Annotated in this window: 21 protein-coding genes; 7 read left to right on the top strand and 14 right to left on the bottom strand. The window is 69.7% G+C overall.

The window, feature by feature from the left end; translation table 11 throughout:
- Window positions 1-54: 54 nt before the first annotated feature.
- Together F0P95_RS09280 and F0P95_RS09275 are read right to left on the bottom strand one after the other, a co-directional pair.
- Window positions 55-3,033, bottom strand: a complete 2,979-nt coding sequence (locus F0P95_RS09280) for a TonB-dependent receptor plug domain-containing protein (protein WP_182333873.1) — start codon at window positions 3,031-3,033, stop codon at window positions 55-57.
- A 117-nt stretch (window positions 3,034-3,150) separates the two neighbouring features.
- On the bottom strand, window positions 3,151-6,519 hold the full coding sequence (locus tag F0P95_RS09275) for a TIM-barrel domain-containing protein (RefSeq protein ID WP_182333870.1): 3,369 nt from the start codon (window positions 6,517-6,519) through the stop codon (window positions 3,151-3,153).
- A 104-nt stretch (window positions 6,520-6,623) separates the two neighbouring features.
- Between F0P95_RS09275 and F0P95_RS09270 the strand changes: the two genes are divergently transcribed.
- Genes F0P95_RS09270 through F0P95_RS09250 form a run of 5 tightly spaced genes read left to right on the top strand, consistent with a single transcriptional unit; the run spans window position 6,624 to window position 11,079 of the window.
- Entirely contained in the window at window positions 6,624-6,782 is a 159-nt protein-coding gene (locus F0P95_RS09270; protein WP_182333869.1) for a hypothetical protein, read from the top strand.
- Between the two features lie 49 nt (window positions 6,783-6,831).
- A complete protein-coding gene (locus F0P95_RS09265) occupies window positions 6,832-7,986 on the top strand; it encodes an SIS domain-containing protein (RefSeq protein WP_182333867.1) in 1,155 nt (384 codons plus the stop codon).
- Window positions 7,979-8,917, top strand: coding sequence for an ROK family protein (locus F0P95_RS09260; protein WP_182333866.1), 939 nt, complete (start codon window positions 7,979-7,981; stop codon window positions 8,915-8,917). Before F0P95_RS09265 ends, F0P95_RS09260 begins: the two co-directional genes overlap by 8 nt.
- Before the next feature lie 16 nt (window positions 8,918-8,933).
- Complete coding sequence (locus F0P95_RS09255) at window positions 8,934-10,268, top strand: D-tagatose-bisphosphate aldolase, class II, non-catalytic subunit (protein WP_182333865.1); 1,335 nt, start codon at window positions 8,934-8,936, stop codon at window positions 10,266-10,268.
- A gap of 34 nt (window positions 10,269-10,302) precedes the next feature.
- A complete protein-coding gene (locus F0P95_RS09250) occupies window positions 10,303-11,079 on the top strand; it encodes a DeoR family transcriptional regulator (protein ID WP_182333864.1) in 777 nt (258 codons plus the stop codon).
- Window positions 11,080-11,306: 227 nt separating this feature from the next.
- On the opposite strand, the gene rplS is transcribed toward F0P95_RS09250, so the two are convergent.
- From rplS to ffh, 7 genes are all read right to left on the bottom strand, one after another.
- On the bottom strand, window positions 11,307-11,714 hold the full coding sequence (gene rplS, locus F0P95_RS09245; protein WP_054664251.1) for a 50S ribosomal protein L19: 408 nt from the start codon (window positions 11,712-11,714) through the stop codon (window positions 11,307-11,309).
- A 132-nt stretch (window positions 11,715-11,846) separates the two neighbouring features.
- A complete protein-coding gene (trmD, locus tag F0P95_RS09240) occupies window positions 11,847-12,626 on the bottom strand; it encodes a tRNA (guanosine(37)-N1)-methyltransferase TrmD (RefSeq protein WP_182333863.1) in 780 nt (259 codons plus the stop codon).
- 5 nt (window positions 12,627-12,631) lie between these two features.
- The gene (gene rimM, locus F0P95_RS09235; protein WP_056931004.1) at window positions 12,632-13,147 is read right to left on the bottom strand and encodes a ribosome maturation factor RimM; all 516 of its coding nucleotides are present in this window, start codon (window positions 13,145-13,147) and stop codon (window positions 12,632-12,634) included.
- A 38-nt stretch (window positions 13,148-13,185) separates the two neighbouring features.
- Entirely contained in the window at window positions 13,186-13,446 is a 261-nt protein-coding gene (gene rpsP, locus F0P95_RS09230) for a 30S ribosomal protein S16 (protein WP_054664242.1), read from the bottom strand.
- Between the two features lie 112 nt (window positions 13,447-13,558).
- Window positions 13,559-14,353, bottom strand: a complete 795-nt coding sequence (locus tag F0P95_RS09225) for an aminotransferase class IV (RefSeq protein ID WP_232528663.1) — start codon at window positions 14,351-14,353, stop codon at window positions 13,559-13,561.
- Window positions 14,350-15,420 (bottom strand): NAD(P)H-dependent flavin oxidoreductase, encoded by a 1,071-nt coding sequence (locus tag F0P95_RS09220; RefSeq protein ID WP_182333862.1) that lies wholly within the window; start codon window positions 15,418-15,420, stop codon window positions 14,350-14,352. The genes F0P95_RS09225 and F0P95_RS09220 overlap by 4 nt, the downstream gene beginning before the upstream one ends.
- Before the next feature lie 75 nt (window positions 15,421-15,495).
- A complete protein-coding gene (gene ffh, locus F0P95_RS09215) occupies window positions 15,496-16,875 on the bottom strand; it encodes a signal recognition particle protein (RefSeq protein ID WP_182333860.1) in 1,380 nt (459 codons plus the stop codon).
- A 118-nt stretch (window positions 16,876-16,993) separates the two neighbouring features.
- On the opposite strand from ffh, the gene F0P95_RS09210 reads away from it, so the two are divergent.
- Complete coding sequence (locus tag F0P95_RS09210) at window positions 16,994-17,788, top strand: cytochrome C assembly family protein (protein WP_182333857.1); 795 nt, start codon at window positions 16,994-16,996, stop codon at window positions 17,786-17,788.
- A 28-nt stretch (window positions 17,789-17,816) separates the two neighbouring features.
- Here F0P95_RS09210 and F0P95_RS09205 read toward each other — a convergent pair whose 3' ends face one another.
- Both F0P95_RS09205 and radA read right to left on the bottom strand, forming a co-directional pair.
- Entirely contained in the window at window positions 17,817-18,287 is a 471-nt protein-coding gene (locus F0P95_RS09205) for a hypothetical protein (RefSeq protein ID WP_226050101.1), read from the bottom strand.
- Between the two features lie 45 nt (window positions 18,288-18,332).
- The gene (radA, locus tag F0P95_RS09200; protein ID WP_182333849.1) at window positions 18,333-19,709 is read right to left on the bottom strand and encodes a DNA repair protein RadA; all 1,377 of its coding nucleotides are present in this window, start codon (window positions 19,707-19,709) and stop codon (window positions 18,333-18,335) included.
- 138 nt (window positions 19,710-19,847) lie between these two features.
- Between radA and F0P95_RS09195 the strand changes: the two genes are divergently transcribed.
- The gene (locus F0P95_RS09195; RefSeq protein WP_182333847.1) at window positions 19,848-21,905 is read left to right on the top strand and encodes a putative bifunctional diguanylate cyclase/phosphodiesterase; all 2,058 of its coding nucleotides are present in this window, start codon (window positions 19,848-19,850) and stop codon (window positions 21,903-21,905) included.
- A 122-nt stretch (window positions 21,906-22,027) separates the two neighbouring features.
- Here the strand turns inward: F0P95_RS09195 and cyoD are convergent, their stop codons facing one another.
- Genes cyoD through cyoB form a run of 3 tightly spaced genes read right to left on the bottom strand, consistent with a single transcriptional unit; the run spans window position 22,028 to window position 25,004 of the window.
- A complete protein-coding gene (gene cyoD, locus F0P95_RS09190; protein ID WP_054664221.1) occupies window positions 22,028-22,369 on the bottom strand; it encodes a cytochrome o ubiquinol oxidase subunit IV in 342 nt (113 codons plus the stop codon).
- Complete coding sequence (gene cyoC, locus F0P95_RS09185; protein WP_054664219.1) at window positions 22,369-23,007, bottom strand: cytochrome o ubiquinol oxidase subunit III; 639 nt, start codon at window positions 23,005-23,007, stop codon at window positions 22,369-22,371. The genes cyoD and cyoC overlap by 1 nt, the downstream gene beginning before the upstream one ends.
- Window positions 23,004-25,004 (bottom strand): cytochrome o ubiquinol oxidase subunit I, encoded by a 2,001-nt coding sequence (cyoB, locus tag F0P95_RS09180; protein WP_182333838.1) that lies wholly within the window; start codon window positions 25,002-25,004, stop codon window positions 23,004-23,006. Before cyoB ends, cyoC begins: the two co-directional genes overlap by 4 nt.

Below are 25,004 nucleotides of genomic sequence, written 5' to 3'. Positions count from 1 at the left end.
CAGGCGTGCTCCCCTTCATGCCATGCACGCAGGGGAGCACGCAACGGTGCGGCATCAGAACCGGTAGGTGGCGGTCACGCTGTAGATGCGGCCGAAGTTGTTGGTGTAGCCGGCGAAGTTCATCCAGTCGTTCGGATCGTAGAACGGCAGGCGGTTGAACAGGTTCTTCACCGTCACGCCCACGCTCAGCTTCTCGACCGGCCGCCAGTTCACGCTCAGGTTGGCCGTCCACCAGGCCGGCGCGCCCGAGCACTGGCCCGGCGACACGTCGACATAGCTGCCGGTGCAGGTTTGGGCATTGTTGTCTTCCGCATCGATGCGGTCGTACGCCCACTTGGTGCCACCGACATAGTTGATGTAGAAGCCGGTGTCCCAGTTGCCGTAGGTCCAGTTGGTGTTGAACGTGGCGCGCAGCCGCGGGTTGTTGTAGTAACCGACGAAGTTGCCGTAGTACCAGCCGTCGGCGTCGTCGGAGTTGTACATGTTGCGGTTGGCGATGGTCGCGGCCACGCCGACGTTCAGCCGGCCCCAATCGCCCAGGTCGAAGCGGCCGCGGGCGTCCACGTCCAGGCCGTCGATCAGGGTGCGGCCACGGTTCTTGTACTGGCCGATGACGCTGGCCACGTTGCCGGTGCTGTAGCCCGGCAGGGTGGTCGGACAGGTCACGCCGCTGGCCGGGTCGGCGCACATGCGGGCCAGCGCGGCCAGGTTGGCCAGGTCGGTCTCGGTGATCGGGAAGCGGGTCTGCGCGCTGATCTCCTCGGGCTTGCTGTAGTCCGGCGCGACGATCTCGTTGCGGCGGTACACGAACCAGTAATCGGCCGACAGCGACAGCCAGTCGGTCGGCTCGAGCACGAAGCCCAGCGTCGCGATCCTGGCCTTCTCCGGCTTCAGGTCGGGGTTGGGCTGGGTCATGCGCGCCACGTTGCGGCTGCAGTCGCTGTTCCACAGGCTGTTGCCCAGGTCCTTGTCGACGCCGCGGGCCGACTGCCGCAGCAGGCCGGCGATGGCGTTGGTCTCGGCGCAGCGGGTCTCGTCGCGGTAGCCGCCGATCTGCGCGTACACGCCACCGGTGCCGGATTCGGCCAGGCTGGGGGCGCGGAAGCCCTCCGAATAGGTGCCGCGCAGCATCAGCTGCGGCAGCGCCTGGTACTTCAGGCCGATCTTCGGCGCCAGGTTGGCGCTGAAGCCCGGGTACTTGTCCAGGCGCAGCGCGGCGTCCAGTTCCAGCTTGTCGGTGATCGGCGCCACGGCCTCGGAGAACAGCGCGTAGGTGTTGCGCTTGCCGTCGAACCACGAGCCGCCCTGCTGGGTGATCAGGCCGTTGGCGGCATCCGGGTTGCCGGGGGTATAGAAGGTCTCGCGGGTGGCGTTGAAGCCGAAGGCGGCGCGCACTTCGCCGGCCGGCAGGTCGAACAGCGGGCCTTCGATCTTGCCGTCCAGGGTATGCAGGCGCGTCCACGACTGGATGTCGAAGGTCGGGAACGCCTCGCGGATCAGCGCGGCGTTGGCTTCGCTGAGCTCGCCGAACTTGTACGCCGGATGGTCGGAAATGATCACCCGGCCGGTGCCCGGGTCGATGGTGTACGGGCCGAAGGCCTTCTCGAAGCCGCGCAGGTTGACGTTGGTGGTCTGGTAGGTGACCGAATGCGAACCGGCCGTGGCGAAGGCGGTTTCCCAGTTCCAGTCGCCGATGCTGCCGCGCAGCCCGGCCACCGCGCGGTAGCTCTTGTCGGTGTTGCGCTGGCCGAAGTGGTTGCCGCCCACGTCCTGCAGCAGGTAGCCCAGGCCGACCACGCCGCCCATCAGCGCCTTCAGCTCCGGGCTGGCGTGGTTGTACTCGTTGTTCGGGCCGAGGAACGGATACAGGAACTGGTTGACCGTGTTGCCGGTATTGCGCGAGAACCAGCTCTGCGGGTTGCCGGTGGTGGTGCCGTAGGCGCGCGGCGTGCCGCCGTTGGCGCGCAGGTCGATGTCGGTGTAGGTGACCTCGGCGAACGCCTCGGTGGCGTCGCTCACCTGGAAATGGCCGTTGACATAGGCGGTCACGCGGCGGGAATCGGCGCCGCCGTTGATCTGGCGGTTCATCCACGTCTGCCAGATGCAGCGCGTGCCGCTGCTCACCTGCAGCACGTTCTTGCAGCCCGGCGCGGCTTCGTCCACGCGCGCCTTGGTCACCGGATCGAAAGCGAAGTAATAGCCCGGGTTGAACACCCCCGGCGCGCTGCCCGTGTCCAGGCGCAGGTTCTTGATGTAGTCGGGATTGTTGACGTAGAACTGGGCCGGGTTCTTGTCGTACCACTCGCTGTCGGGGATGCCGTTGCGCTCGTACAGGTTGACGCTGGCATAGACGTTGTAGCGGTCGCTGGACAGGTCGCCGAAGCCGCCGGTGATGCTGGCCTGCTTCTCGCCGTAGGAATCGAAGCGCGGCGCGGTGTCCCAGGTGCCGCTGACCTCGAGCCCCTGGTAGCTGCGCTTGGTGATGACGTTGATGACGCCGGCCACCGCATCGGTGCCGTACACCGCGGAGGCGCCGTCGGTCAGCACTTCCATGCGTTCGATCGCGGCGGCGGGGATGGCGTCGATGTTGACGAACTGGGTCTGGAAGCCCGACGGCGCGCCGTAGTACGACAGCCGGCGGCCATTGAGCAGCACCAGCGTGCCCTGCGGGCCGAGGCCGCGCAGGTTGGCCTGGGAGGCGCCGTCGGAGCCGGTGAACAGCGATTTGGAATCGACCTGGGCCGGGCGCGCGGCCGGCAGGTTGTCCAGCACCTGCAGCAGGGTGCGGGCGCCCATGTTCTGGATGTCCTGCTTGCTGATCACCTGTACCGGCGAGGCGGTTTCCACGTCGGTGCGGCGGATGTTGGAACCGGTGACCTCGACGCGGGCCAGTTCGGTGGTCTTTTCCTTGTCCTTGTCCTTGCCGGCATCCTGCGCGAGGGCCGGCGCGACGATGGCGATCAGGGCGCTGGCCACGGCCAGCGACAGCGGCGTGAACAGGCAACGGGTGGGATTGCGGCGGGCTGGCAACATCGGGGTTCTCTCCTGGCGGTGACGCACGGAACAGCGGATGGCGGGCATGGCGATCCCGTTCCACGGCCGCGACGGCCGTGGTCGGTGTGTTGGGGGAGCAGCGGTGTTACGCGGGGGTCATGGGGCGACGAGTTCGGCGGAGTCGCCCTCCTCGCCGATCAGCACGGCATTGGCCCAGTTGCCACAGACCTGGGTGGGTTGGCTGCCCTGCGCACCCAGCGTGCGCAGGCTCAGCGAGGACAGGCCGCGGATGTCCAGTTCCGGCTTGACCACGCCCGGGGCCTTCACCAGGCCGCTGTCGTACAGCAGACGGCCATCGCCCCAGACCTGGAACTGCATGCCGCCGGCGGCGCGGCAGGCATCGTCGATGCCGAGATCGGCACGCAGCAGTCGCCAGCGGCCCCTGAGCGCCAGGTCGACGCGGCTGTCCGCGCCCACGCCCAGGCCGCTGCGGAACAGCAGGCCGTTCATGCGCATGCCGGCATCGCCATGCAGCGCGCGGTCGGCCTGCACCTGCCCGGCCAGCGCGGCCGGCAGCGGCAGCCGGGAGAGGTATTGCTGCCGTGCCGGCCGCTCCGGTAGCTGTTGTTCGAGGATGTGGAAGGTGGACAGCGCGATCGGCCCGACGTCGCGCGGCCGCAGCGCGTCGATGGCGCGCGCGGCAGTGGCCTGCGCGGCGCTGACCATCGGGTCGCTGCCCGCGGCGCCGTCGCCGTCGCCGTCCGGGTTCTGCACGCCGAGCACGCGGAAGCGCAGCAGGCGGCCGGCATGGGCCGGGAAATCGATGCGCTGCAGGCCTTGCTCCAGCGGCAGGCGGCCGCGCGCGACCGGCTCGCCCCACTCGCCGTTGCTGTCGGCCAGGTAGATCTCGTAGTCGCGCACCTGGCCGTGCTTCCAGTGCGGGTCGTTGCGCGGTGCCAGTTCGACGCCATCGATCATGCGCCGCTCGCCGAAGCCGATCACCCATTCGTGGGCGCCGGTGCGGATGGCCTGGTTGCGCACGCTGCGGAACCAGGTGGCCGGATCGTCGTCGAAGGCGTTCTCCAGCGGGTAGCCCGTTTCCTCGGCCGGGCGGTTGACCACCAGCAGGCTGTCCGGCGGCAGCACGCGGCCCTGTTCCGGGGCCGCCGGGAAGGCGTCGTCGGCCGTGGCCGCGGCCAGCGGGAAATCCAGCCGCAACTGCAGCGGCTGGCGGATGTCCACGCTGGCGGTGCGCACGTGCAGGGTGCCGCGGCGTTCGCCGGCATCGAAGTACCAGCCCTCTTCGGCCGCGTCGAAGGCGGCCGCGCCGGCCAGCATCGGCAGCGCGCGGTAGTCCAGCCGCACCGCGGCCGGGGCCTGCCGGTTGAGCACGCGCAGGCCGTAGCGGCGCTGCGCCAGCTGTCCGCGGTACTGCCCCTGCACCGCGTCGATGCGCACCTGCACCGGGCCGCTGCCCTGCGCCGGCGCCTGCACCTGGATGCGCTGGGTGCTGGATTCGCCCTGCTGGTAGCGGCGTGTAGTGCCATCGTCCTCGTACAGCGTGTAGCTGGAGTCGCCCTGCGGGTACAGGTCGAAGGTGACTTCATCCAGCGGCTTCTCGCCGTCGAACAGCATGGACGGATACATCGGCACGATCGCGCCGGCACGCACGAACACCGGCAGCGTCGCCAGGTCCACCTGGCGGTCGAGGCGGCGGCCTTCGGCGCCGGCCTGCACGCGGCGGCCGTCCCAGTAGTCGAACCAGCCGCCGGCCGGCAGGTGGATGTCGCGGCGCCAGCCGCGGCTGGCGGCCTGGCTGCGGTACACCGGCGCCACCAGCAGCTCGCGGCCGAGCAGGAACTGGTACTTGTAGGTCTCGTCGCGCGCATGCGGGTCGCGCGGGTTGTCCCACATCAGCCCGCGCACCGGCGGCGCGCCGGTCTGCGCGGCCTCGTGCACCAGCCCGTACATGTACGGGGTCAGGCGCATCTTCAATTTCAGGTAATCGCGGTTGATGCCGCGGTAGGGCTCGTCGAACCACCACGGGTGCTTGCGCGCCCCCGACGACCAGCCGCTCATGCCCATCAGCACCGGGGTGAAGGCCTTCCACTGCAGGTCGCGGGTGAAGGTCTCGGCGCTGCCGCCGAAGATCGCATCGACGTCGCCGCTGGCGTAGGCCATGCCGGACAGGCCCGAACCGACCAGGGTCGGCACGTGCCAGCGGATGTAGTCCCAGCTGCTGCTCTGGTCGCCGGTCCAGGCCACCGCATAGCGCTGGATGCCGGCCCAGCCCATCACCGTCCACAGGAACGGGCGCGCATCGGAATTGTCGACGATGCCGTCGAACGCCTGGCGGTTGGCGTCCATCGCGAACTGGTAGCCGGGGCCGGTCCAGGCTACGTCCAGCTTCTGCACGCGGCTGCCGGCCTTGCCGACTTCCCAGGCGATCTTGTCCACGCCGTTCTCGGTCCACAGGCCGGTCCTGAAGCCGTACTTGGCCAACCGCTGCACGGTTTCGGGCAACTGCCGGTAGCCGCAGCCATAGCCGTCGTTGGGCAGGATCCAGCCGCCGGGCATGTCGTGGGCGCGGTACTGCGCGGCGACGCTCTCCACCACGTCCGGCGTGGTGCCGGTGGGGCCGTCACTCCAGCCTTCGGGCACGCTGCCGGGCTTCTTGGCGTTGTCGCCGTCGTTGTAGCAATCGGCATCGCCATAGGACAGCGCCCAGCGCGCGACCAGGTTCGGGCGCCCGGTCAGGCGGGTGTAGCGCTCGATCAGCCGCGGCAGGTCCGCGCCGACGAAGTAGTAGGCATCGAAGCGGTCTTCGCGGTGCAGCAGCGTGGCCTGGTCGGGCTGGCGCAGGTCGTAGCTGCCATCGCTCCAGGTGTTGCGCAGCATGCCCCAGCCGCGCGAGCTGAGCAGCATCGGCGCCGGGCTCGGGCGGTCGCCCTCCTCCCAGCCGCCGGAATAGGAAATCTCCAGTTCGCGGCCCTTGAACTGGAAGCGGCCGTTCTGCTGGCCGCCGCCGAAGAATGCCTCGTCGGCCTGCGAAGACAACACCTGCACGCTCTGTGCGGTGTCCAGGTCCAGCGGCTGCAGTTCCTGCCACAGCGCCACCGGCTGGTCGCCGTCCAGGCGCTCCAGGCGCAGGCGCAGGGGCTGGCGCTGCACGTGCAGCACCAGGGCATCGGTACGCACGCGGATCTCCTGCGCGTCCTGCTCCAGGTGCGCCTGTACGTTGGCCCGGGGCTGCGGCAGCACGATCGGCGCGGCCTTGTCGCCGGCACCGCTCAGCCTGCCCTTGCGCCCGGCCTGCACGCGGACGATGTCGGCGGCCGGCAGCTCGATGCGGATGCGCGCGCCGGTGTCGGTGAGCAGATCCCAGCCGCGCACGCCGTCGCGGCCATCGCCGGCACTGACCGTGCGCAGGTTGCCCACCGGCTCGGCATGCGCCGGCAGCGCCGGCAGCAGCAGCACGGAAAGCAGCGCCACCGGCAGTGGCAGACGTCGTACGCGGTTGTGCACCTTGCTCCCCAGGCCCAGGTGGGCATCCGATGGCGTTGCGCCGACTCTAGGGCAGCAATTCGAAAGATGTCAACAAAATGAAAGCAAAAGATAAGGATTTTTGAATGAAACGAAAGTTTGTGCAAAGCACCACTTTCCTTATCGCCCCGTTCCGCGCGGGATGCGCCAACGAAAGGCCGTGCGCGGAAACCTTTCGTTCGCCGGTTCAGGTCCGGCATTCCATCTCGCCGAAAGATTTCTTTCTTTTTTCTTTCGATGTTTGACATTTCGAAAGAAAAAGCAGATCGTGCGCTGGCCCAACAGGAACCAAGAATGGACGCCACCCTGCTTACCGACCCATCTGCCTGGCAGCGCCTGGGCGGAGCCGATACCGCTGCCGAAATCGCCCAGCAACCGGCCTTGTGGGACGCCCTGGCCGCCGCCCTGGAACGCGACCAGCCGCGCCTGCAGGCCTTCCTTGGCCAGCGCCTGTCCGATCCGGCGCAACGCGTGCTGTTCACCGGTGCCGGCAGTTCCGGCTTCATCGCCGAGATGGTCGCCGACCACCTCAATGCGCAGTGGCCGGCGGACGTGCGCGCGGTGCATACCACCAGCCTGCTGACCCACCCGTCGCTGTATCTGCAGCGCGAGCGCCCGACCCTGCTGGTGTCCTTCGGCCGCAGCGGCTCCAGCCCGGAAAGCGTGGCCGCGGTCGAGCGCGTGCGCGCCGACGTGGACGACGCCCGCTTCCTCGACATCACCTGCAACGCCGATGGCGAACTGGCGCGCCGTGGCGCCGGCCGCGCCGATACCTGCACGCTGCTGATGCCGCCGGCCAGCTGCGACCGCGCCTTCGCCATGACCAGCAGCCTGAGCTGCATGCTGCTGGCGGCGCTGGCGGTGTTCGAACGCGCGCCGTGGAGCGCGCGCGGCCAGCGCATCCACGACCTCGCCGCGCTGGCGCGACAAGGACTGCAACGCTGGGACGCGCCGGTGGCCGCGCTCGCGGCGCAGCCGTTCGAGCGGGTCATCTACCTGGCCAGCGGCCCGCTGGAAGCGCTGGCCCGCGAAGCCGCGCTGAAGGTGCTGGAACTGACCGCCGGCCGCGTGCTGGCGATGGCCAACACCCCGCTGGGCTTCCGCCATGGCCCCAAATCCACCCTCGACCCGCGCACCCTGGTGGTGATGCTGCGCAGCGTGCAACCGCTGGCGCGCCGCTACGAACAGGACCTGCTGGAAGAACTGCGGGGCGACGGCGTGGCCGGCAAAGTGCTGTCGGTCGGCCCGCATTCGGATATCGGCGCCGGCGACGATTTCACCCTGCAGGTGCCGCCGCTGGCCGATGCCTGGCTGGCGCCGGCGTGGCTGCCGTTCGCGCAGCTCTATGCGCTGCGGCGCTCGGCCGCTCTGGGGTTGACGCCAGACAATCCGTTCCCCGACGGTACCGTCAACCGCGTGGTCAAGGGCGTCACCATCCACCATGGCTGAGTCCACCGCCGACACCTGCTACGGCATCGACATCGGTGGCACCAAGACCGAGCTGGTGGCCTGCGATGCGGCGTTGCAGGTGGTCTGGCGCAAGCGCATCGCCACCCCGCAGGGCGACTACCCGGGCTTCCTGCAGGCGGTCGAACGCCTGGTCGCCGATGCCGATGCGGCACTGGGCGCGGGCGCGCATGCCATCGGCATCGCCCTGCCCGGCGTGCGCGACCGGCGCAGCGGCCGCCAGCTCAGCGCCAACGTGCCGGCGCTCACCGGCCAGTGCGTGGCCCGGGACCTGCAGGCACGCCTGCAGCGGCCCCTGCGCTTCGGCAACGACCTGCAGTGCTTCGCCCTGTCCGAGGCCCATGGCGGTGCCGCCGACGGCTACCCCAGCATGTTCGGCGCGATCCTCGGCACCGGTGCCGGCGGCGGCTACTGCGTGCAGGGCCGGCTGATCGGCGGCTTCAACGGCCTGGCCGGCGAATGGGGCCACTGGAGCGTGCCGGCCGACCTGCTGCAGCGCCACGGGCTGCCGCTGCTCGAGTGCGGCTGCGGGCTGCGCGGCTGCGTGGAGCGCTATGTCTCCGGCAGCGGCGTGGCGATGATCGAACGCCATCTGGGCGGCAGCGCCGGCAACGCCAGCGACGTGATCGCCCTGGCCGAGGCCGGCGATGCCCGCGCGCGGCAGGCACTGGACATCCACCGCGACCTGCTCGGCCACAGCCTGGCCGCGCTGGTGCTGGCGCTGGACCCGCACGTGATCGTGCTCGGCGGCGGCCTGTCGCAGTACGCGCCGCTGTACCAGCAGCTGCCGTCGGCGATCGCCGCGCACCTGTTCGCCGGCGTGCAGGTGCCGCCGATCGTGCCACCCCGCTTCGGCGATGCCGGCGGCGCACGCGGTGCCGCCCTGCTCGCCTGCCAGCCCACTTTTTCCTGACCCCGTGAGTACGCCCATGTCCCCGCTGCAGTCCCTGCTCGCCGACCACCGCGCCGGCCACAACGTCGGCCTGTACAGCGTCTGCTGCAGCCATGAACAGGTGCTGCGCGCGGCGCTGCAGGTGGCGGCCCGTCGCGGCACGGTGCTGCTGATCGAAGCCACCTCCAACCAGGTCGACCAGTTCGGCGGCTACACCGGCATGACCCCGCCGCAGTACCGCGATTACGTGCAGGCGCTGGCCGACGAAGAAGGCTTCCCGCGCGGGCGGCTGATCCTGGGCGGCGACCATCTCGGGCCCAATGCGTGGCAGAAGCAGCCCGCGGCCGAAGCGATGGCGCACGCACGGGTGCTGATCGAGGCCTATGTCGCCGCCGGTTTCCACAAGATCCACCTGGACTGCAGCATGTCCTGCGCCGACGACCCGGTGCCGTTGCCCGACGCCATCGTCGCCGCGCGCTCGGCCGAACTGGCGGCCATCGCCGAACGCACCGCCGCCAGCCACGGCCTGCCGCCGCCGGTCTACGTGATCGGTACCGAAGTACCGGTTCCAGGCGGCGAAGCGTCGCTGGCAGCCGGGCTGGCGGTGACCACGCCGGCCGCGGCGGCACAGACCCTGGAGATCCACCGCCAGGCCTTCGACACCCCGGCGCTGCGCGACGCCTGGCAGCGGGTGATCGCGATGGTGGTGCAGCCGGGCGTGGATTTCGACCACAGCAGCGTGCACGACTACGATGCCGCGGCCGCCGCCGAGCTGGCCGATTTCCTGGAACGGCAGCCGCGCATCGTGTTCGAGGCGCACTCCACCGACTACCAGCGCGAGAGCGGCCTGCACGCACTGGTGCGCGACCACTTCGCCATCCTCAAGGTCGGCCCCGCCGCGACTTTCGCCTACCGCGAGGCGTTGTTCGCGCTGGCCGCGATCGAAGCCGAGCTGCTGCCGGCCGCGCAATGCTCGCGCCTGCCGCAGGTATTGGACGAGGTGATGACCGCACAACCCCGGCATTGGCAGGCGCACTACCACGGCGACGCGGACACGCTGCGGCGGCTGCGCGCATTCGCCTTCAGCGACCGCTGCCGCTACTACTGGGGCGAACCGGCGCTGCTGGATGCGGTGCGCACGCTGTTCGCCAACCTGGAACGGCACGCGCCGCCGCTGGCGCTGCTCAGCCAGTACCTGCCCGAACAGTTCCGCGCGGTACGCGAAGGCACGCTGGCCAATACCCCCGGCGCCCTGGTGCGGCACCGCATCGGCCTGTGCCTGGACGAATATGCGCGCGCCTGCGCGGCCAATACCGCCGGCCCGCGCCGGCACAACGCAAGTTCCGCCCCGCCAAACCTTGCGAACGGCTAAGCTCGACCTTTCCCGGAGAAAGTACGAAATGGCCATGCGCAACACCCGTTCCCGCCGCCAGCAGATCCTGCAGCAGCTGCTCGAGCAGGGCTCGGTGCAGGTCGCCGATCTGGTCGGCCGCTACGGCGTGTCGGCGGTGACCATCCGCACCGACCTGGGCCATTTCGAGGAGCAGGGCCTGGCCACGCGCACCCACGGCGGCGCCACCCTGGTGCGCACGCCGCCGCAGGAGCAGGACATCCACGAAAAGGATGCGCTGAACCTGCCGCTCAAGGAGTCCATCGGCGCGCGTGCGGCGCAGCTGGTGCAGCCCGGCGACAACATCATCATCGACTCCGGCTCGACCACCATGACCCTGGCCCGCCACCTGCGCGGGCACCGCGACGTGACGGTGATGACCAACGGCCTGAACATCGCCTGGGAGCTGGCCAACGCCGCCGGCGTCAACGTCCTGCTCACCGGCGGCCAGTTGCGCAAGCAGTCGCTGTCGCTGCAGGGCAGCCAGGCCGAGGCCAGCCTCAATCCCTACAGCTTCGACACCCTGTTCCTGGGGGTCGATGGCCTGGACCTGCAGTTCGGCCTGACCACCCACGACGAGGCCGAGGCGCGCCTGAACCACCGCATGGTCGAACGCGCGCGGCGCATCGTGGTGCTGACCGACGCCTCCAAGTTCGGCCGCGTCAGCCTGCACCGCATCGCCTACCTGGACCAGATCCACGTGGTGATCACCGACGCGGGCATCGACGAGGCCACGCGCGAAGGCCTGCAGCGCCGCGGCATCGACGTGGTCGTCGCCGAACCGGCAGCGTAACCGGGCCCCGCGCCCCCCCGGGCATCGCCCGGCGGACTTCCCCGCCCCCCTCCTCCAGCGCCCGGCCCGGTGCCGGCTCCCATCCGCGACGGCCGGATACCGTCCGGCTGCAGGCAGTGGCGGCCGCGGGCCAGTCCGCTCACGGCGGCACTTCACGGGCACGCAAACGCAAACGGCCGCCCGAAGGCGGCCGTTGCGCGGCGACGGGCGCGAAGCCCGCGGCGGGATTACTCGGCGGACTTGGCGGCCTGGCGGGCAGCCTTGGCCTGCGCAGCGGCGGCCAGGTCTTCCTTGATGCGGGCAGCCTTGCCTTCCAGGCCACGCAGGTAGTACAGCTTGCCGGCGCGGACCTTGCCGCGGCGCTTGACTTCGACCGAGTCGATCAGCGCGCTGTGGGTCTGGAACACGCGCTCGACGCCGTAGCCGTGCGAGATCTTGCGCACGGTGAACGAGGAGTTCAGGCCGGCGTTCTTGGTGCCGATCACGACGCCTTCGTAGGCCTGCACGCGCTCGCGGTTGCCTTCCTTGACCTTGACGTTTACGACAACGGTGTCGCCCTGGCTGAACTTCGGCAGTTCGCGGGTGATCTGGGCGGATTCGAAGTCCGCGACGATGGATTTGTTCAGCTTGCTCATGATTGCACCGATGTATTCGGGTGGACGTGTCGTGTCGACAACTTGGGCTGATGCAGTCGCCGGATTGCGCTGCACGATTGTTGTTCTGGCGGTCCGCATGGCCCTGGGGCCACGGGAATCCGCAATTCTAGCCTATGCGCCGTCCCCGGCGCCAGTAGGGGCATCCCCTCCGGCGGCCAGGGCCTGCCGGGCCTCGTCCAGCAGCCTGCGGTCGGCCTTGCCCAGGCGGGCTTCGTCCAGCAGGTCGGGACGGCGCAGCGCCGTGCGCAGCAGCGACTGCTGCCGGCGCCAGCGGGCGATCGCGGCATGGTTGCCCGAACGCAGCACCTCCGGCACGTCGCCCAGCGCATGACTGGCCGGCTGGCTGTAGTGCGGGCAATCGAGCAGGCCGTCGCCCTCGAAACTGTCCTGAACCGCCGATTCGGCGTCGTTCAGCGCACCCTCCTGCAACCGGGTCACCGCATCGACGATCACCGCCGCGCCCAGTTCGCCGCCGGACAGCACGTAGTCGCCGAGGGATATCTCCTGGTCCACCTCGGCGGCCAGGAAGCGCTCGTCCACGCCTTCGTAGCGGCCGCACAGCAGGATCATCCGCGGCAGTGCCGCCAGTTCGCGCACCTTGGCCTGGGTCAGCGGCTGCCCCTGCGGGCTCAGGTAGATCACCGGCGCCGGAGTCGGGTCGGCAGCGCGCGCGGCGGCCAGCGCCGCGCGCAGCGGTTCGATCAGCATCACCATGCCCGGGCCGCCGCCGAACGGGCGGTCGTCCACGCGGCGGTAGTTGCCCTCGGCATGGTCGCGCGGATTCCAGCCATGCAGGTCGAGCAGGCCGCGCTCCTGCGCGCGGCCGACCACGCCCAGCGCGGCGGACTGCGCGATGAACTCGGGAAACAGGGTGATGACGTCGATGCGCACCGGGGTCAGAACTCCGGATCCCAGTCGACCACGATCAGGTTGGCGTCGAAGTCGACCGACTTGACGAAATCGTCCATCACGAACGGCACCATGCGCTCGCGGTCGCCGCGCACCACCAGCACGTCGTTGGCGCCGGTGTTGAACAGGTGCGAGGCGCGGCCCAGCTTGACGCCGTCCACGGTCTGCACGTCCAGGCCCTCCAGGTCGACCCAGTAGTACTCGTCCGGCCTGGGCGGCGGCAGCGCGCTGCGCGGGATATGGATCTCGGTACCGCGCATGGCCTCGACCATGTTGCGGTCGTCCACCCCGGGGAAGGTCGCCACCAGCGTCTTGCCGGCCTCGCGGCCGCGCACGCCGGTGATCTGCGACTCCTGCCCCGAGGGGCTGCGCAGGATCCAGGGCTGATAATTGAAAATGGCCAGCCGCGGCTCGGTCCAGGACTCGAGCTTGAGCTCGCCGCGCACACCAAAAGCGCCGGTCACCCTGCCCAGCAGGATCCGGCGCTCGGAATCTTTCTTCATAAAGCAGTCGGGCCGCGCTTGCGCGCGGCCCGCCAGGATCAGGCCGCTGCGGCCTGGGCCTTGGTCGCTTCCTTGTACAGGTTGCGAACCTTGTCGGTCAGCTGGGCGCCGTTGGCGACCCACTTGTCGACCGCGGCGATGTCCAGCACCACGCGCTGCTCGGCGCCCTGGGCGACCGGGTTGTAGTAGCCGACGCGCTCGATGTTGCGGCCGTCGCGGGCGCTGCGCACGTCGGTGACGATGATGTGGTAGAACGGACGCTTCTTGGCGCCGCCGCGGGTCAGTCGAATCTTGACCATGGTGGTTTTTCCTTTGTAGCCCAGTCGCCGGGATGGCGCGGTAAGCCGGCGATTATAGCCGCGCCCCCGGCCCATTCCAAGCCCGCCCCCGGCCCTGCCTGAACAGGCCGGTTCACAGCGGCCGCCAGGGCGTCTGCGCCAGGGCGTGCCGCAGTTGCCGCAGCAGCGCCTCCGAATCCGCGAACCGGCAGTCGCCGATCCGCGCCAACGGCCACAGCCCGGTGGCGTTGCAGGCCACCGCCGCGCGGAAGCCGTCCAAGGCGTCCAGCGGCACCTCCCGCCACGCCTGCGCCTGCCCGAGTTGCTCCAGGCCGGCGATGAGCAGTTGTTCGGCGGTGCCGCGCAGCGCTTCGGCACGCGGCCATACCACCTCCGTGCCGGCGAGCAGGGCGATGTTCCAGGTACTGCCCTCGCTGATCCGCCCGGCCGCATCGACGAACAGGGCGTCGTCGAAGCCCCGGCGCATCGCCAGGCGCCGCTGCTGGAACAGCGGCAGGGTGCCGGCATGCTTGAGCTGCGGCAGCTCGCGCTGGTAGCGCACCGGCAGCACCGCCCGGGCCTGGCCGGGCACCGTCGCCGGCGCGGCCACGCTTACCAGTACGTCCACCGGCACCGCCCGCAGCGGCTGGCGGAAGTCGAAGGCGCGCGAGAACACGGTGATGCGCAGCGAGGCATCCTGCATGCCCCGCGCCACGAGCGCCTGCCGCAGCCAGTCGAGCAGGCGCGCTTCGTCCAGTTCGGCATCGAACAGTTCGCGCGTGCCCTGCTGCAGCCGCCGCAGGTGCAGCGCCCAGCCCTGGACCGCGCCCGCGCGCACCTGCAGCGAGGTGAAGTGCCCGTAATTGACCAGCGCCGCGTCGAGCAGCCCGGCATCGACCGGTTCGCCGTTGCAGGACACCGCGTTCACAGCAGCGCCTGCGCCTGCTGCCACATCGCCCGCACCACGCCGGCGGCGGGGCCGCGCCGCGCCATCCACGCCGACTGCCCGGCCCAGGCCTGCATCGCCTCCAGCCGGTCGTCGGCCTGCGCCTGCCGGCGCATGCCGGCAGTGAGGCCGCGCTGCACCGGGTACGGCTGCGGGCGTGGCGCATCGGCCGCTTCCGCGGCGCATACATAGGCGGTGTCGAGCGCACGGCCGAGGCGGCCGCTGAAAACCCGGGTGGCGCGGGTATGTTCCGGTTCCACCGCGGGCAGCGCCTGCTTCCAGGCCTCGGCGATGGTGGATTCGTCGGTGGCCAGGAACGCCGTGCCCACCTGCACCGCGCTGGCACCGAGCAGCAGCGCGGCGGCCACGCCACGGCCATCGCCGATGCCACCGGCCGCGACCACCGGCACCTCGAGGCGATCGGCCAGGCGCGGCAGCAGTGCGAACAGGCCACTCGCCTGCGCCTCGGCGCGCGCGTCCACGAACGCACCGCGATGACCACCGGCCTCCATGCCCTGCGCGACCACCGCGTCGGCCCCGGCCGCCTGCGCCTGCAAGGCCTCGTCCAGCGTGGTGGCACAGGCGAACCAGGCGATGCCGGCGGCCTTCAGGCGCGAGACCTGCGCCGCGGAGAACACGCCCATGATGGTCGAGGCCACCGCCGGCCGTGCCGCGACCAGGGCGTCGAACTGCGCATCGAAATCGGCCGGTGCGGCATCGCCGGCACTGGCCGGCACCGCCGGCCCCCAGCGTTGCAGGAACGCGCGGGTCGCCGCTTCGGCCGCTGCGTCGCGGACCGGCGGCGGATCCGGCACCCAGACATTGACCTGGGCCGGTCCGTGCGACTGCCGGCGGAAGTCGTCCATCCATTGCCCGATCTGCGCCGGCGTGGACAGCACCGCGCCCATCGCGCCCATGCCGCCGGCGCTGGCGACGGCCGCGGACAGGGCCACCGGGCAGGCGCCGGCCATCGGTGCCAGCAGGACCGGCAGCCCGACCCCGAAGCGCTGGCAGAAGCGGTCCACGCGTTGGCGGATGTCCGGGGTCATGCCGCACTCCAATCGGGAGCCGCCATCATCGCCGAGCCTTTGCGCCTGCGCCAATGGCGGCGCGCGCTGCCGGGCTCAGCGGAACGGCAGGCCGCCCTTGCCGCCCATCGCGCCGAACATGCCCTTCATGTTGCGCAGCATGCCCTTCATGCCGCCGCCGGACAGCTTGCCCATCATCTTTTCCATCTGCATGTACTGCTTCATCAGCTTGTTGACGTCGGCCGGCTGGGTGCCGGAGCCGCGTGCGATCCGCGCCCGGCGCGAGCCGTTGAGCAGGCCCGGGTTGCGGCGTTCCTTCTTGGTCATCGAATTGATGATGGCGATCATGCGCGGCACTTCCCTGCTCTGCTGCACCTGCTGCTTGAGGTGCTCGGGGATCTGCCCCAGGCCCGGCAGCTTGTCCATCAAGCCGCCGATGCCGCCCATGTTCTGCATCTGCTCGAGCTGGTCGCGCATGTCGTTGAGGTCGAATTTCTTGCCCTTGGCGACCTTCTCGGCCAGCTTCTGCGCCTTGTCCTTGTCGACCTGCTGCTCGACCTGCTCGACCAGCGTCAACACGTCGCCCATGTCCAGGATGCGGCTGGCCACGCGCTCGGGATGGAACACGTCCAGGCCGTCGACCTTCTCGCCGGTACCGGTGAACTTGATCGGCTTGCCGGTGATGTAGCGCACGCTCAGCGCGGCGCCGCCGCGGGCGTCGCCGTCGGTCTTGGTCAGCACCACGCCGGTCAACGGCAGCGCTTCGCCGAACGCCTTGGCGGTGTTGGCCGCGTCCTGGCCGGTCATCGAATCGACCACGAACAGGGTTTCGGCCGGGTTCACCGCCGCGTGCAGGGCCTTGATCTCGGCCATCATCGCTTCGTCGATGGCCAGGCGGCCGGCGGTATCGACCAGCAGCACGTCGACGAAGGACCTGCGGGCGTCGTCGATGGCGGCGCGCACGATGTCCACCGGCTTCTGCTCGGCCGACGACGGGAAGAACAGCACGCCGACCTGCTCGGCCAGCGTCTTCAGCTGCTCGATCGCGGCCGGGCGGTACACGTCCGCCGACACCACCATCACCTTCTTCTTGCGCTTTTCCTTCAGGTGCCTGGCGAGCTTGCCGACCGTGGTGGTCTTGCCCGCGCCCTGCAGGCCCGCCATCAGGATGATCGCCGGCGCCGGCACGTTGAGGTTCAGGTCGGCGGCCTGCGAGCCCATCACCGCGGTGAGCTCGTCGCGCACGACCTTGATCAGCGCCTGGCCCGGGGTCAGCGACTTGAGCACCTCCTGGCCGACCGCGCGCACCTTGATCTTCTCGATCAGCGCCTGCACCACCGGCAGCGCGACATCGGCCTCCAGCAGCGCGATGCGCACCTCGCGGGTCGCCTCGCGGATGTTCTCCTCGGTCAGGCGGCCACGGCCGCGCAGGCGCTCGATGGTGCCGGAAAGGCGCTGGGTCAGGGACTCGAACATGCGGTGCAACCTGCGGGAACGTTGGCAAAGAGGCCAAATTATAGCGGCCACCGGCGCCTGCCGCCGCCCCGTCGCGGCGCGCATCGCCAGCGGCGGGCGCGTATGCGAAACTGTGCCGATGACAATCGTTCTCATCGCGACCGCGCTGTACCTGCTGTCCACCGGACTGCTCGTCCATGGCCTGGCGGCCGAACGTGCCGCCGGGTCGCGCACCTGGCTGTGGCCGGCGGCCGCGGCGGTGGTGCTGCACGGCAGCTACCACCTGCTGGTGGCGATGCGCACCAGTGGCGGGCCGGACATGCATTTCTTCGCCGCGCTGTCGCTGGTGGCACTGGGCATGGCCGCGCTCACCACCGTGGTCGGCGCGCGCGGGCGCATGGCGGCGCTGGGCGTGCTGGTGTTCCCGATGGCCGCGCTGCTGCTGCTGGCCTACCACGGCTACGGCCACGAACCGAGCAGGGCGCTGGGCTGGCGGCTGGCCACCCATGCCTGGCTGGCGCTGCTGGCCTACGCGACGCTGAGCATCGCCGCACTGCTGGCGATCATGCTGTGGCTGCAGGAACGGGCGCTGCGCCGGCGCGACTTCCGCCCGTGGCTGCGCGCACTGCCGCCGCTGACCGACCTGGAGGCGCTGCTGTTCCGCACCATCACCGTCGGCTTCTGCCTGCTGACCCTGACCCTGGTCACCGGGGTGCTGTTCGTGGACGACCTGCTGGCGCAGAAGCTGGTGCACAAGACCGTGCTCAGCGTGCTGTCCTGGCTGGTGTTCGGCACGCTGATGATCGGCCGCCGCCGGCATGGCTGGCGCGGGGTGAAGGCCGTGCACTGGACGCTGAGCGCGATGGTGCTGCTGTTGCTGGCCTTCTTCGGCAGCCAGTTCGTGATCGAACTGGTGTTCGGGCACCCACGCTGACCCTGGCGCCGATGCCGCCCCGGCGGCCTCAGGGAAACGGCCGCGCCAGCAGCGCGCGCATGGATTGCCCGCGGTGGGTGACCAGGTCCTCCAGCCGCCAGCAGCCATCGGCCTGGCGGCGCATCGCCAACCGCGTCAGGTGCGGCTCGCCCCATACCGGGAAGCGCACTTCCACCGTGCCGGCTGCCGGCGACTGCGCCCGCCACCGGTAGCCGGGTTCGGCATCCACCTCGCCATCCTGGCCGTCCAGCCAGGGGTCATGGTCAAGCCGGCAGATGCCCTGCTCGCGCTGCTGGCAATCACGCTCGGCCGCGATCACCCGCGCGAACCCCGGGGCCAGCAGGGCATCGGGCGTGTCGAGGAAGCGCGCGGACGTCCCGGCCTCGAACAATGCCCGTGCCACCGCCAGCGGCGCCGCGCAAGCGGGTGCGGCCAGCGCCGCCGGCGCCGACAGCAGCCCCAGCACCCCGATCCCGACCACGGCCCGGGCCATGCGCATCGATGCGCTCCCCCGGCGGCGCATCGCCGATCCTGCGCGCGCCACTCAGGCCGCCTCGATCGCTTCGGCCAGCCGCTCGACCGCGATCACCTCCATGCCCTTGACCGAACCGGCCTTGGGCGCGTTGGCGCGGGGTACGATGGCGCGCTTGAAACCATGGGTGGCCGCTTCGCGCAGGCGCTCCTCGCCATTGGGTACCGGGCGGATCTCGCCGGACAGCCCGACCTCGCCGAAGGCGATGGTCTTCTCCGCCAACGGCTGGTCGCGCAGCGACGACAGCACCGCCAGCAGCACCGGCAGGTCGACCGCGGTCTCCTGCACGCGGATGCCGCCGACCACGTTGATGAACACGTCCTGGTCGCCGACCATCACCCCGCCATGGCGGTGCAGCACCGCCAGCAGCATCGCCAGGCGGTTCTGCTCCAGTCCCACCGCGACCCGGCGCGGGTTGGACAGCGGCGAGGAATCGACCAGCGCCTGCACCTCCACCAGCAGCGGCCGGGTGCCCTCGCGGGTGACCATCACGCAGCTGCCGGGCTGGCGCGTGCTGCCGCCGGACAGGAAGATGGCCGAGGGGTTGGGCACTTCCTTCAGCCCTTTCTCGCCCATCGCGAACACGCCCAGTTCGTTGACCGCGCCGAAGCGGTTCTTGAACGCGCGCAGCACCCGGAAGCGGCTGCCGCTCTCGCCCTCGAAGTACAGCACCGCGTCGACCATGTGCTCGAGCACGCGCGGGCCGGCGATGCCGCCCTCCTTGGTGACGTGGCCGACCAGGAACACCGCGGTGCCGGTCTCCTTGGCAAAGCGCACCAGCCGTGCCGCGCTCTCGCGCACCTGGCTGACCGAGCCCGGCGCGGCGGTCAGCGTCTCGGTCCACAGCGTCTGCACCGAGTCGGCGACGATCAGCCTGGGGCGCGCCGCGGCGGCGTGCTGCAGGATCAGTTCGACGCCGGTCTCGGCCAGCGCGTCCAGCCCGTCCAGCGGCAGGTCCAGGCGCACCGCGCGCCCGGCCACCTGCGCCAGGGATTCCTCGCCGGTCACGTACAGCACCGGCAGGCTGCCGGCCATCCTCGCCAGCGCCTGCAGCAGCAGGGTCGATTTGCCGATGCCGGGGTCGCCGCCGACCAGCACCACCGCGCCTTCGACCAGGCCGCCGCCCAGCACCCGGTCGAACTCGCCGATGCCGGTGGACACCCGCGCATGCTCGCTCTGCTGCACGTCCTTGAGCGCGGTGATCTTCGGCGGCTCGAGCTTGCCGGCCCAGCCGCCGCGGCGCGCGGCCGGCGCCTTCACCGCGGCCGCGCTTTCCAGCACCACCTCGGCCAGGACGTTCCAGGCGCCGCATTCGCCGCACTGGCCCTGCCATTTGCTGTACTCGGCGCCGCATTCGCTGCAGACATAGGCGGTGCGGTTCTTCGCCATCGGGGTTCCTTCGCTGGGGGCCGGCACAGGATACCCGCCAGCCGTCGCAGCCGATGCGACCCTCCCGACTAAAGAAGCACACCCACGCGCCGCTGTCTGGTGCACTCTTGCTTCGACGAACCGCCGGACGCTCCCCGCATGGTTGGCACCTACAACCCGACCCTGGTCGTCTTTTCCCTGCTGGTCGCCATCCTCGCCTCGTACACCGCCCTGGACATGGCCGGACGCCTGGCCACGGCACGCGGGCGCAGCCTGTATGGCTGGATGGCCGGCGGCGCCCTGGCGATGGGCCTGGGCATCTGGTCGATGCACTTCATCGCCATGCTGGCCTTCCACCTGCCGATCCCGGTCGGCTACGACCTGGCCATCACCCTGTACTCGATGGCCGCTTCGATCGGCGCATCGGCCCATGCCATGTGGCTGGCGTCGCGGCCGCACCTGCCGTTGCCGCGGCTGGCGGCCGGCGCGGTGCTGATGGGCAGCGGCATCGCCGCCATGCACTACCTGGGCATGGCGGCGATGCGCATGCAGCCGGGCATCGACTACGACCCGCTGTGGTTCGCCGCCTCGATCCTGGTCGCCATCGGCGCGTCCGGCGCGGCGCTGTGGATCGCGCTGCGGCTGCGCCGCGAGAGCCGCCATACGTGGCCGCTGCGCGTGGCCGCCTCGCTGGTGATGGGCCTGGCGATCGTCGGCATGCACTACACCGGCATGGCCGCCGCGACCTTCGCGCCCGGCAGCATCTGCGCGGCCGCGGTCGATGGCGGGCTGGAAACCCGTTGGCTGGCGGTGCTGGTGATCGTGGCCACCGTGGCCATCATCGGCATCACCCTGGTCGCCTCGCTGTTCGACCGGCGCCTGCACCACCGCACCGGCCGCCTGGCCGACTCGCTGGCGCGCGCCAACCAGGAACTGGTGGAAGCGGCGCTGCACGACCCGCTTACCCGCCTGCCCAACCGCATGCTGCTGCAGGACCGGATCGAACAGGCGATGGAGAACGCGCAACGCCACGGCACCTCGGTCGCGGTGCTGTTCTGCGACCTGGATGGCTTCAAGCTGGTCAACGACGCCTACGGCCACCAGTTCGGCGACCGCCTGCTGGCGCGCGTGGCCGAGCGGGTGCGCGGACTGCTGCAGCCGCAGGACACCCTCGCCCGCCTCGGCGGCGACGAGTTCGTCGCGGTACTCGGGGTGGAATCGACCGACGATGCGGTGGTGGTCGCCGAGCGCATCACCGCGGCGGTGGCCGAGCCGCTGCTGATCGACGGCGCCGAACTGCAGCTCAGCGCCAGCCTGGGCATCGCGCTGTACCCGGACGATGCCACCAGCGAGCGCGAACTGATGGCGCACGCCGACACGGCGATGCACCACACCAAGCAGTCGGGCCGCGACGGCTACACGTTCTTCACCCCGGCGATGCAGGCCAGCGCCAGCCGCCGCCTGCGCCTGCTGCAGGACCTGCGCCGGGCGATCGCGCGCGACGAGCTGCTGCTGCACTACCAGCCCAAGTTCCCGGCCAGCGGCCAGCCGGTGATCGGCGCCGAGGCGCTGCTGCGCTGGCAGCACCCGGAACTCGGCCTGCTGGGCCCGGATACGTTCATCCCCATCGCCGAGCGCAGCGGCCTGATCCTGGCCATCGGCGACTGGGTGCTGGACCGCGCCTGCGCCCAGCTGCGCGCCTGGCATGACGCCGGCCATCCCGGCTGGTCGATGGCGGTGAACCTGTCGCCGCTGCAGTTCGCCTCGCCGGCACTGGTGGAGACGGTGCGCGAGACGCTCCGGCGGCATGCGCTGGCCCCCGGCCACCTGACCCTGGAGGTCACCGAGACCACGGCGATGAAGGATGTCGAGGACAGCCTGCAACGGCTCAACACGCTGACCGCGATGGGGGTGAAGATCGCCATCGACGACTTCGGAACCGGTTATTCCAGCCTGCTGTACCTCAAGCGCATGCCGGCCTCGGAACTGAAGATCGACCGTGCGTTCGTGCGCGACCTGGAACACAACCCTGAGGATGCGGCCATCGTTTCGGCGATCGTCGCGCTCGGCCGCTCGCTGCAGTTGCAGGTCGTGGCCGAAGGCGTGGAGAGCGAGGCCCAGCGCGCGTTCCTGGACCAGCTCGGCTGCGACCTGCTGCAGGGCTACCACCTCGGCCGGCCGATGGATGCGGAGACCTTCCTGCACCGGGCCGGCTGAGCCCAGTCACGCACCCGGCCGGTGCCGCCCGGACACGCGCCGGCCCGGCGCCCGCGACGCACGCGCAACGAAAAGGCCGCCCCGGAGGGCGGCCCTGCTTTCGATCGCGGCGTCGTGGGACGTCAGTGCATCATGTGGTAGTTCATGTTCCACATGACCCACAGCGTGCCGGCGACGATGATACCGATCACCACCACGGTGAACAGGCCGGCATTGACGTTCCAGCGCGCGGCCGAGGAGCGGTCCAGGTGCAGGAAGAACACCAGGTGGACCAGCAGCTGCAGCAGGCCGGAGACCAGGATCACCATCGCCGTGGCGAAGGTCGAGGACAGGCCGCCGCTCATCACCACCCAGAACGGGATGATGGTCAGGATGGCCGCCAGCACGAAGCCGATCAGGTAGGACTTGACGCTGCCGTGGCTCTCGCCGCCGGCACCGTGGGCGTGGTTGTCATGTGCGGACATCAGAGGGCTCCCGACAGGTAGACGACAGAGAACACGCCGATCCAGACCAGGTCCAGGAAGTGCCAGAACAGGCTCAGGCACGCCATGCGGGTCTTGTTGGTCTGGGTCAGGCCGTTGCGCTTGAGCTGGATGAACATCACCAGCAGCCACAGCAGGCCGGCGCTGACGTGCAGGCCGTGGGTACCGACCAGGGCGAAGAACGCCGACAGGAAGGCGCTGTGGTCCGGGCCGTAGCCCTGGTGCACCAGGTGGTTGAACTCCCAGATCTCCATGGCCATGAAGCCGGCGCCCAGCAGCCAGGTGATGACCAGCCAGGTGAACATCAGGCCGACCTTCTTCTGGTGCATGGCGATCATGCCCAGGCCGAAGGTCAGCGACGAGATCAGCAGCAGCGCGGTCTCGCCGGCCACGAACTTGAGGTCGAACAGCTCCTTGGCGCCCGGGCCGCCGTTGGTACCGCCGGCCAGCACCACGTAGGTGACGAACAGCGAGGCGAAGATGAGCAGGTCGCTCATCAGGTACACCCAGAAACCGAAGATGGTCTTCTCGCCGGTGTCGTGGTGGTGCTCGTGGTCGTGGCCATGGTCCGCCGCGTGCGCGGCGTGGCCATGGTTCAGCGTGTGGGCGGTCGTGCTCATGCCTTCACCTCGGTCTTCACCAGCCCCTGCGCTTCCAGGTGGCGGCGATGTTCGTTTTCGATGCGTTCCACTTCGGCGGCCGGCACCCAGTAATCCACGTCATTGTCGAACGTGCGGTAGATGAAGGTGCCGATCATGCCGACCAGGCCGACGATGGCCAGCCACCAGATGTGCCAGATCATCGCGAAGCCGAACACCAGGCTGAAGGCGCCGATCACCACGCCGGTACCGGTGTTGCGCGGCATGTGGATGTCGCTGTAGCGGGCCGGCTTCGGCCAGGCTTCGCCACGCTGCTTGCGCTCCCAGAAATCGTCCAGTTCCTCGCCCTTGGGCAGCACGGCGAAGTTGTAGAACTGCACCGGCGAAGCGGTTTCCCACTCCAGCGTGCGCGCATCCCACGGGTCGCCGGTCAGGTCCACGTTCTTCTTGCGGTCGCGGATGGACACGATGATCTGGATCACCTGGCACAGGATGCCGGCGCCGATGATGAACGCACCGATCGCGGCGACCACGAAGTACGGCTGGTAGTCGGCGTTCGGATAGCTCTGCAGGCGGCGGGTGACGCCCATGAAGCCCAGCACGTACAGCGGCATGAAGGCCACGTAGAAGCCGATGAACCAGCACCAGAACGCGCGCTTGCCCCAGGTCTCGTCCAGCTTGAAGCCGAACATCTTCGGGAACCAGTAGGTGATGCCGGCGAACATGCCGAACACCACGCCGCCGATGATCACGTTGTGGAAGTGGGCGATCAGGAACAGCGAGTTGTGCAGCACGAAGTCGATGGCCGGGATCGCCAGCATCACGCCGGTCATGCCGCCGATGACGAAGGTGACCATGAAGCCGATGGTCCACAGCACCGGCGAGGTGAAGTGCACGCGGCCGCGGTACATCGTGAACAGCCAGTTGAAGATCTTCACGCCGGTCGGGATCGAGATGATCATCGTCGTGATGCCGAAGAAGGCATTGACGTTGGCGCCCGAACCCATGGTGAAGAAGTGGTGCAGCCACACGATGAACGACAGCACGCCGATGCAGGCGGTGGCGTACACCATGCCCTTGTAGCCGAACAGGGTCTTGCGCGAGAAGGTGGCGATGACCTCGGAGAATACGCCGAACGCCGGCAGCACCAGGATGTAGACCTCCGGGTGGCCCCAGATCCAGATCAGGTTGATGTACAGCATGGCGTTGCCGCCGCCGTCATTGGTGAAGAAGTGCATGCCCAGGTAGCGGTCCAGGGTCAGCAGCACCAGGGTGACGGTCAGCACCGGGAACGCGGCGATGATCAGCACGTTGGTCACCAGCGCGGTCCAGCTGAACACCGGCATGTGCATCAGCTTCATGCCCGGGGTGCGCATCTTGAGGATGGTGATGAAGAAGTTGATGCCGCTCAGGGTGGTACCCAGGCCGGAGACCTGCAGGCCCCAGATGTAGTAATCCACGCCGACGCCGGGACTGTATTCCTTGCCCGACAGGGGCGGGAACGCCAGCCAGCCGGTCTGCGCGAATTCACCCACGCCCAGCGAGATCATCACCAGGCCCGCACCGGCCACGAACAGCCAGAAGCTGAGCGAGTTCAGGAACGGGAAGGCGACGTCGCGCGCGCCGATCTGCAGCGGCACGACCAGGTTCATCAGGCCGGTGATCAGCGGCATCGCCACGAAGAAGATCATGATCACGCCGTGGGCGGTGAAGATCTGGTCGTAGTGATGCGGTGGCAGGTAGCCCTCGGCGCCACCGGCGGCGACGGCCTGCTGCAGGCGCATCATGACCGCGTCGGCGAAGCCGCGCAGCATCATGATGAAGGCGACGATCAGGTACATCGCGCCGATCTTCTTGTGGTCCACCGAGGTGAACCACTCGTTCCACAGGTAGCCCCACAGCCTGGCGCGGGTGATCAGGCCCAGCACCAGCAGGCCGATCAGCCCGGCCGCGCCGAGCGTGATCATGATGATCGGCTCGTGGTACGGGACCGCTTCGATAGTCAGTTTGCCCAGCAT

Origin of the sequence: Stenotrophomonas acidaminiphila (assembly GCF_014109845.1) — a bacterium.
Lineage (GTDB): Bacteria > Pseudomonadota > Gammaproteobacteria > Xanthomonadales > Xanthomonadaceae > Stenotrophomonas > Stenotrophomonas acidaminiphila.
This window is presented reverse-complemented; position numbering and strand designations above follow the sequence as displayed.

What these genes read in the sequence shown, in the direction of transcription:
- F0P95_RS09280 (WP_182333873.1), bottom strand. Translation starts at nt 3,033, where the DNA reads ATGTTGCCAGCCCGCCGCAATCCCACCCGTTGCCTGTTCACGCCGCTG.
- F0P95_RS09270 (WP_182333869.1), top strand. Translation starts at nt 6,624, where the DNA reads ATGAAACGAAAGTTTGTGCAAAGCACCACTTTCCTTATCGCCCCGTTC.
- F0P95_RS09265 (WP_182333867.1), top strand. Translation starts at nt 6,832, where the DNA reads ATGGACGCCACCCTGCTTACCGACCCATCTGCCTGGCAGCGCCTGGGC.
- F0P95_RS09260 (WP_182333866.1), top strand. Translation starts at nt 7,979, where the DNA reads ATGGCTGAGTCCACCGCCGACACCTGCTACGGCATCGACATCGGTGGC.
- F0P95_RS09255 (WP_182333865.1), top strand. Translation starts at nt 8,934, where the DNA reads ATGTCCCCGCTGCAGTCCCTGCTCGCCGACCACCGCGCCGGCCACAAC.
- F0P95_RS09250 (WP_182333864.1), top strand. Translation starts at nt 10,303, where the DNA reads ATGCGCAACACCCGTTCCCGCCGCCAGCAGATCCTGCAGCAGCTGCTC.
- rplS (WP_054664251.1), bottom strand. Translation starts at nt 11,714, where the DNA reads ATGAGCAAGCTGAACAAATCCATCGTCGCGGACTTCGAATCCGCCCAG.
- rimM (WP_056931004.1), bottom strand. Translation starts at nt 13,147, where the DNA reads ATGAAGAAAGATTCCGAGCGCCGGATCCTGCTGGGCAGGGTGACCGGC.
- rpsP (WP_054664242.1), bottom strand. Translation starts at nt 13,446, where the DNA reads ATGGTCAAGATTCGACTGACCCGCGGCGGCGCCAAGAAGCGTCCGTTC.
- F0P95_RS09220 (WP_182333862.1), bottom strand. Translation starts at nt 15,420, where the DNA reads ATGACCCCGGACATCCGCCAACGCGTGGACCGCTTCTGCCAGCGCTTC.
- ffh (WP_182333860.1), bottom strand. Translation starts at nt 16,875, where the DNA reads ATGTTCGAGTCCCTGACCCAGCGCCTTTCCGGCACCATCGAGCGCCTG.
- F0P95_RS09210 (WP_182333857.1), top strand. Translation starts at nt 16,994, where the DNA reads ATGACAATCGTTCTCATCGCGACCGCGCTGTACCTGCTGTCCACCGGA.
- F0P95_RS09205 (WP_226050101.1), bottom strand. Translation starts at nt 18,287, where the DNA reads ATGCGCATGGCCCGGGCCGTGGTCGGGATCGGGGTGCTGGGGCTGCTG.
- radA (WP_182333849.1), bottom strand. Translation starts at nt 19,709, where the DNA reads ATGGCGAAGAACCGCACCGCCTATGTCTGCAGCGAATGCGGCGCCGAG.
- F0P95_RS09195 (WP_182333847.1), top strand. Translation starts at nt 19,848, where the DNA reads ATGGTTGGCACCTACAACCCGACCCTGGTCGTCTTTTCCCTGCTGGTC.
- cyoD (WP_054664221.1), bottom strand. Translation starts at nt 22,369, where the DNA reads ATGTCCGCACATGACAACCACGCCCACGGTGCCGGCGGCGAGAGCCAC.
- cyoC (WP_054664219.1), bottom strand. Translation starts at nt 23,007, where the DNA reads ATGAGCACGACCGCCCACACGCTGAACCATGGCCACGCCGCGCACGCG.
- cyoB (WP_182333838.1), bottom strand. Translation starts at nt 25,004, where the DNA reads ATGCTGGGCAAACTGACTATCGAAGCGGTCCCGTACCACGAGCCGATC.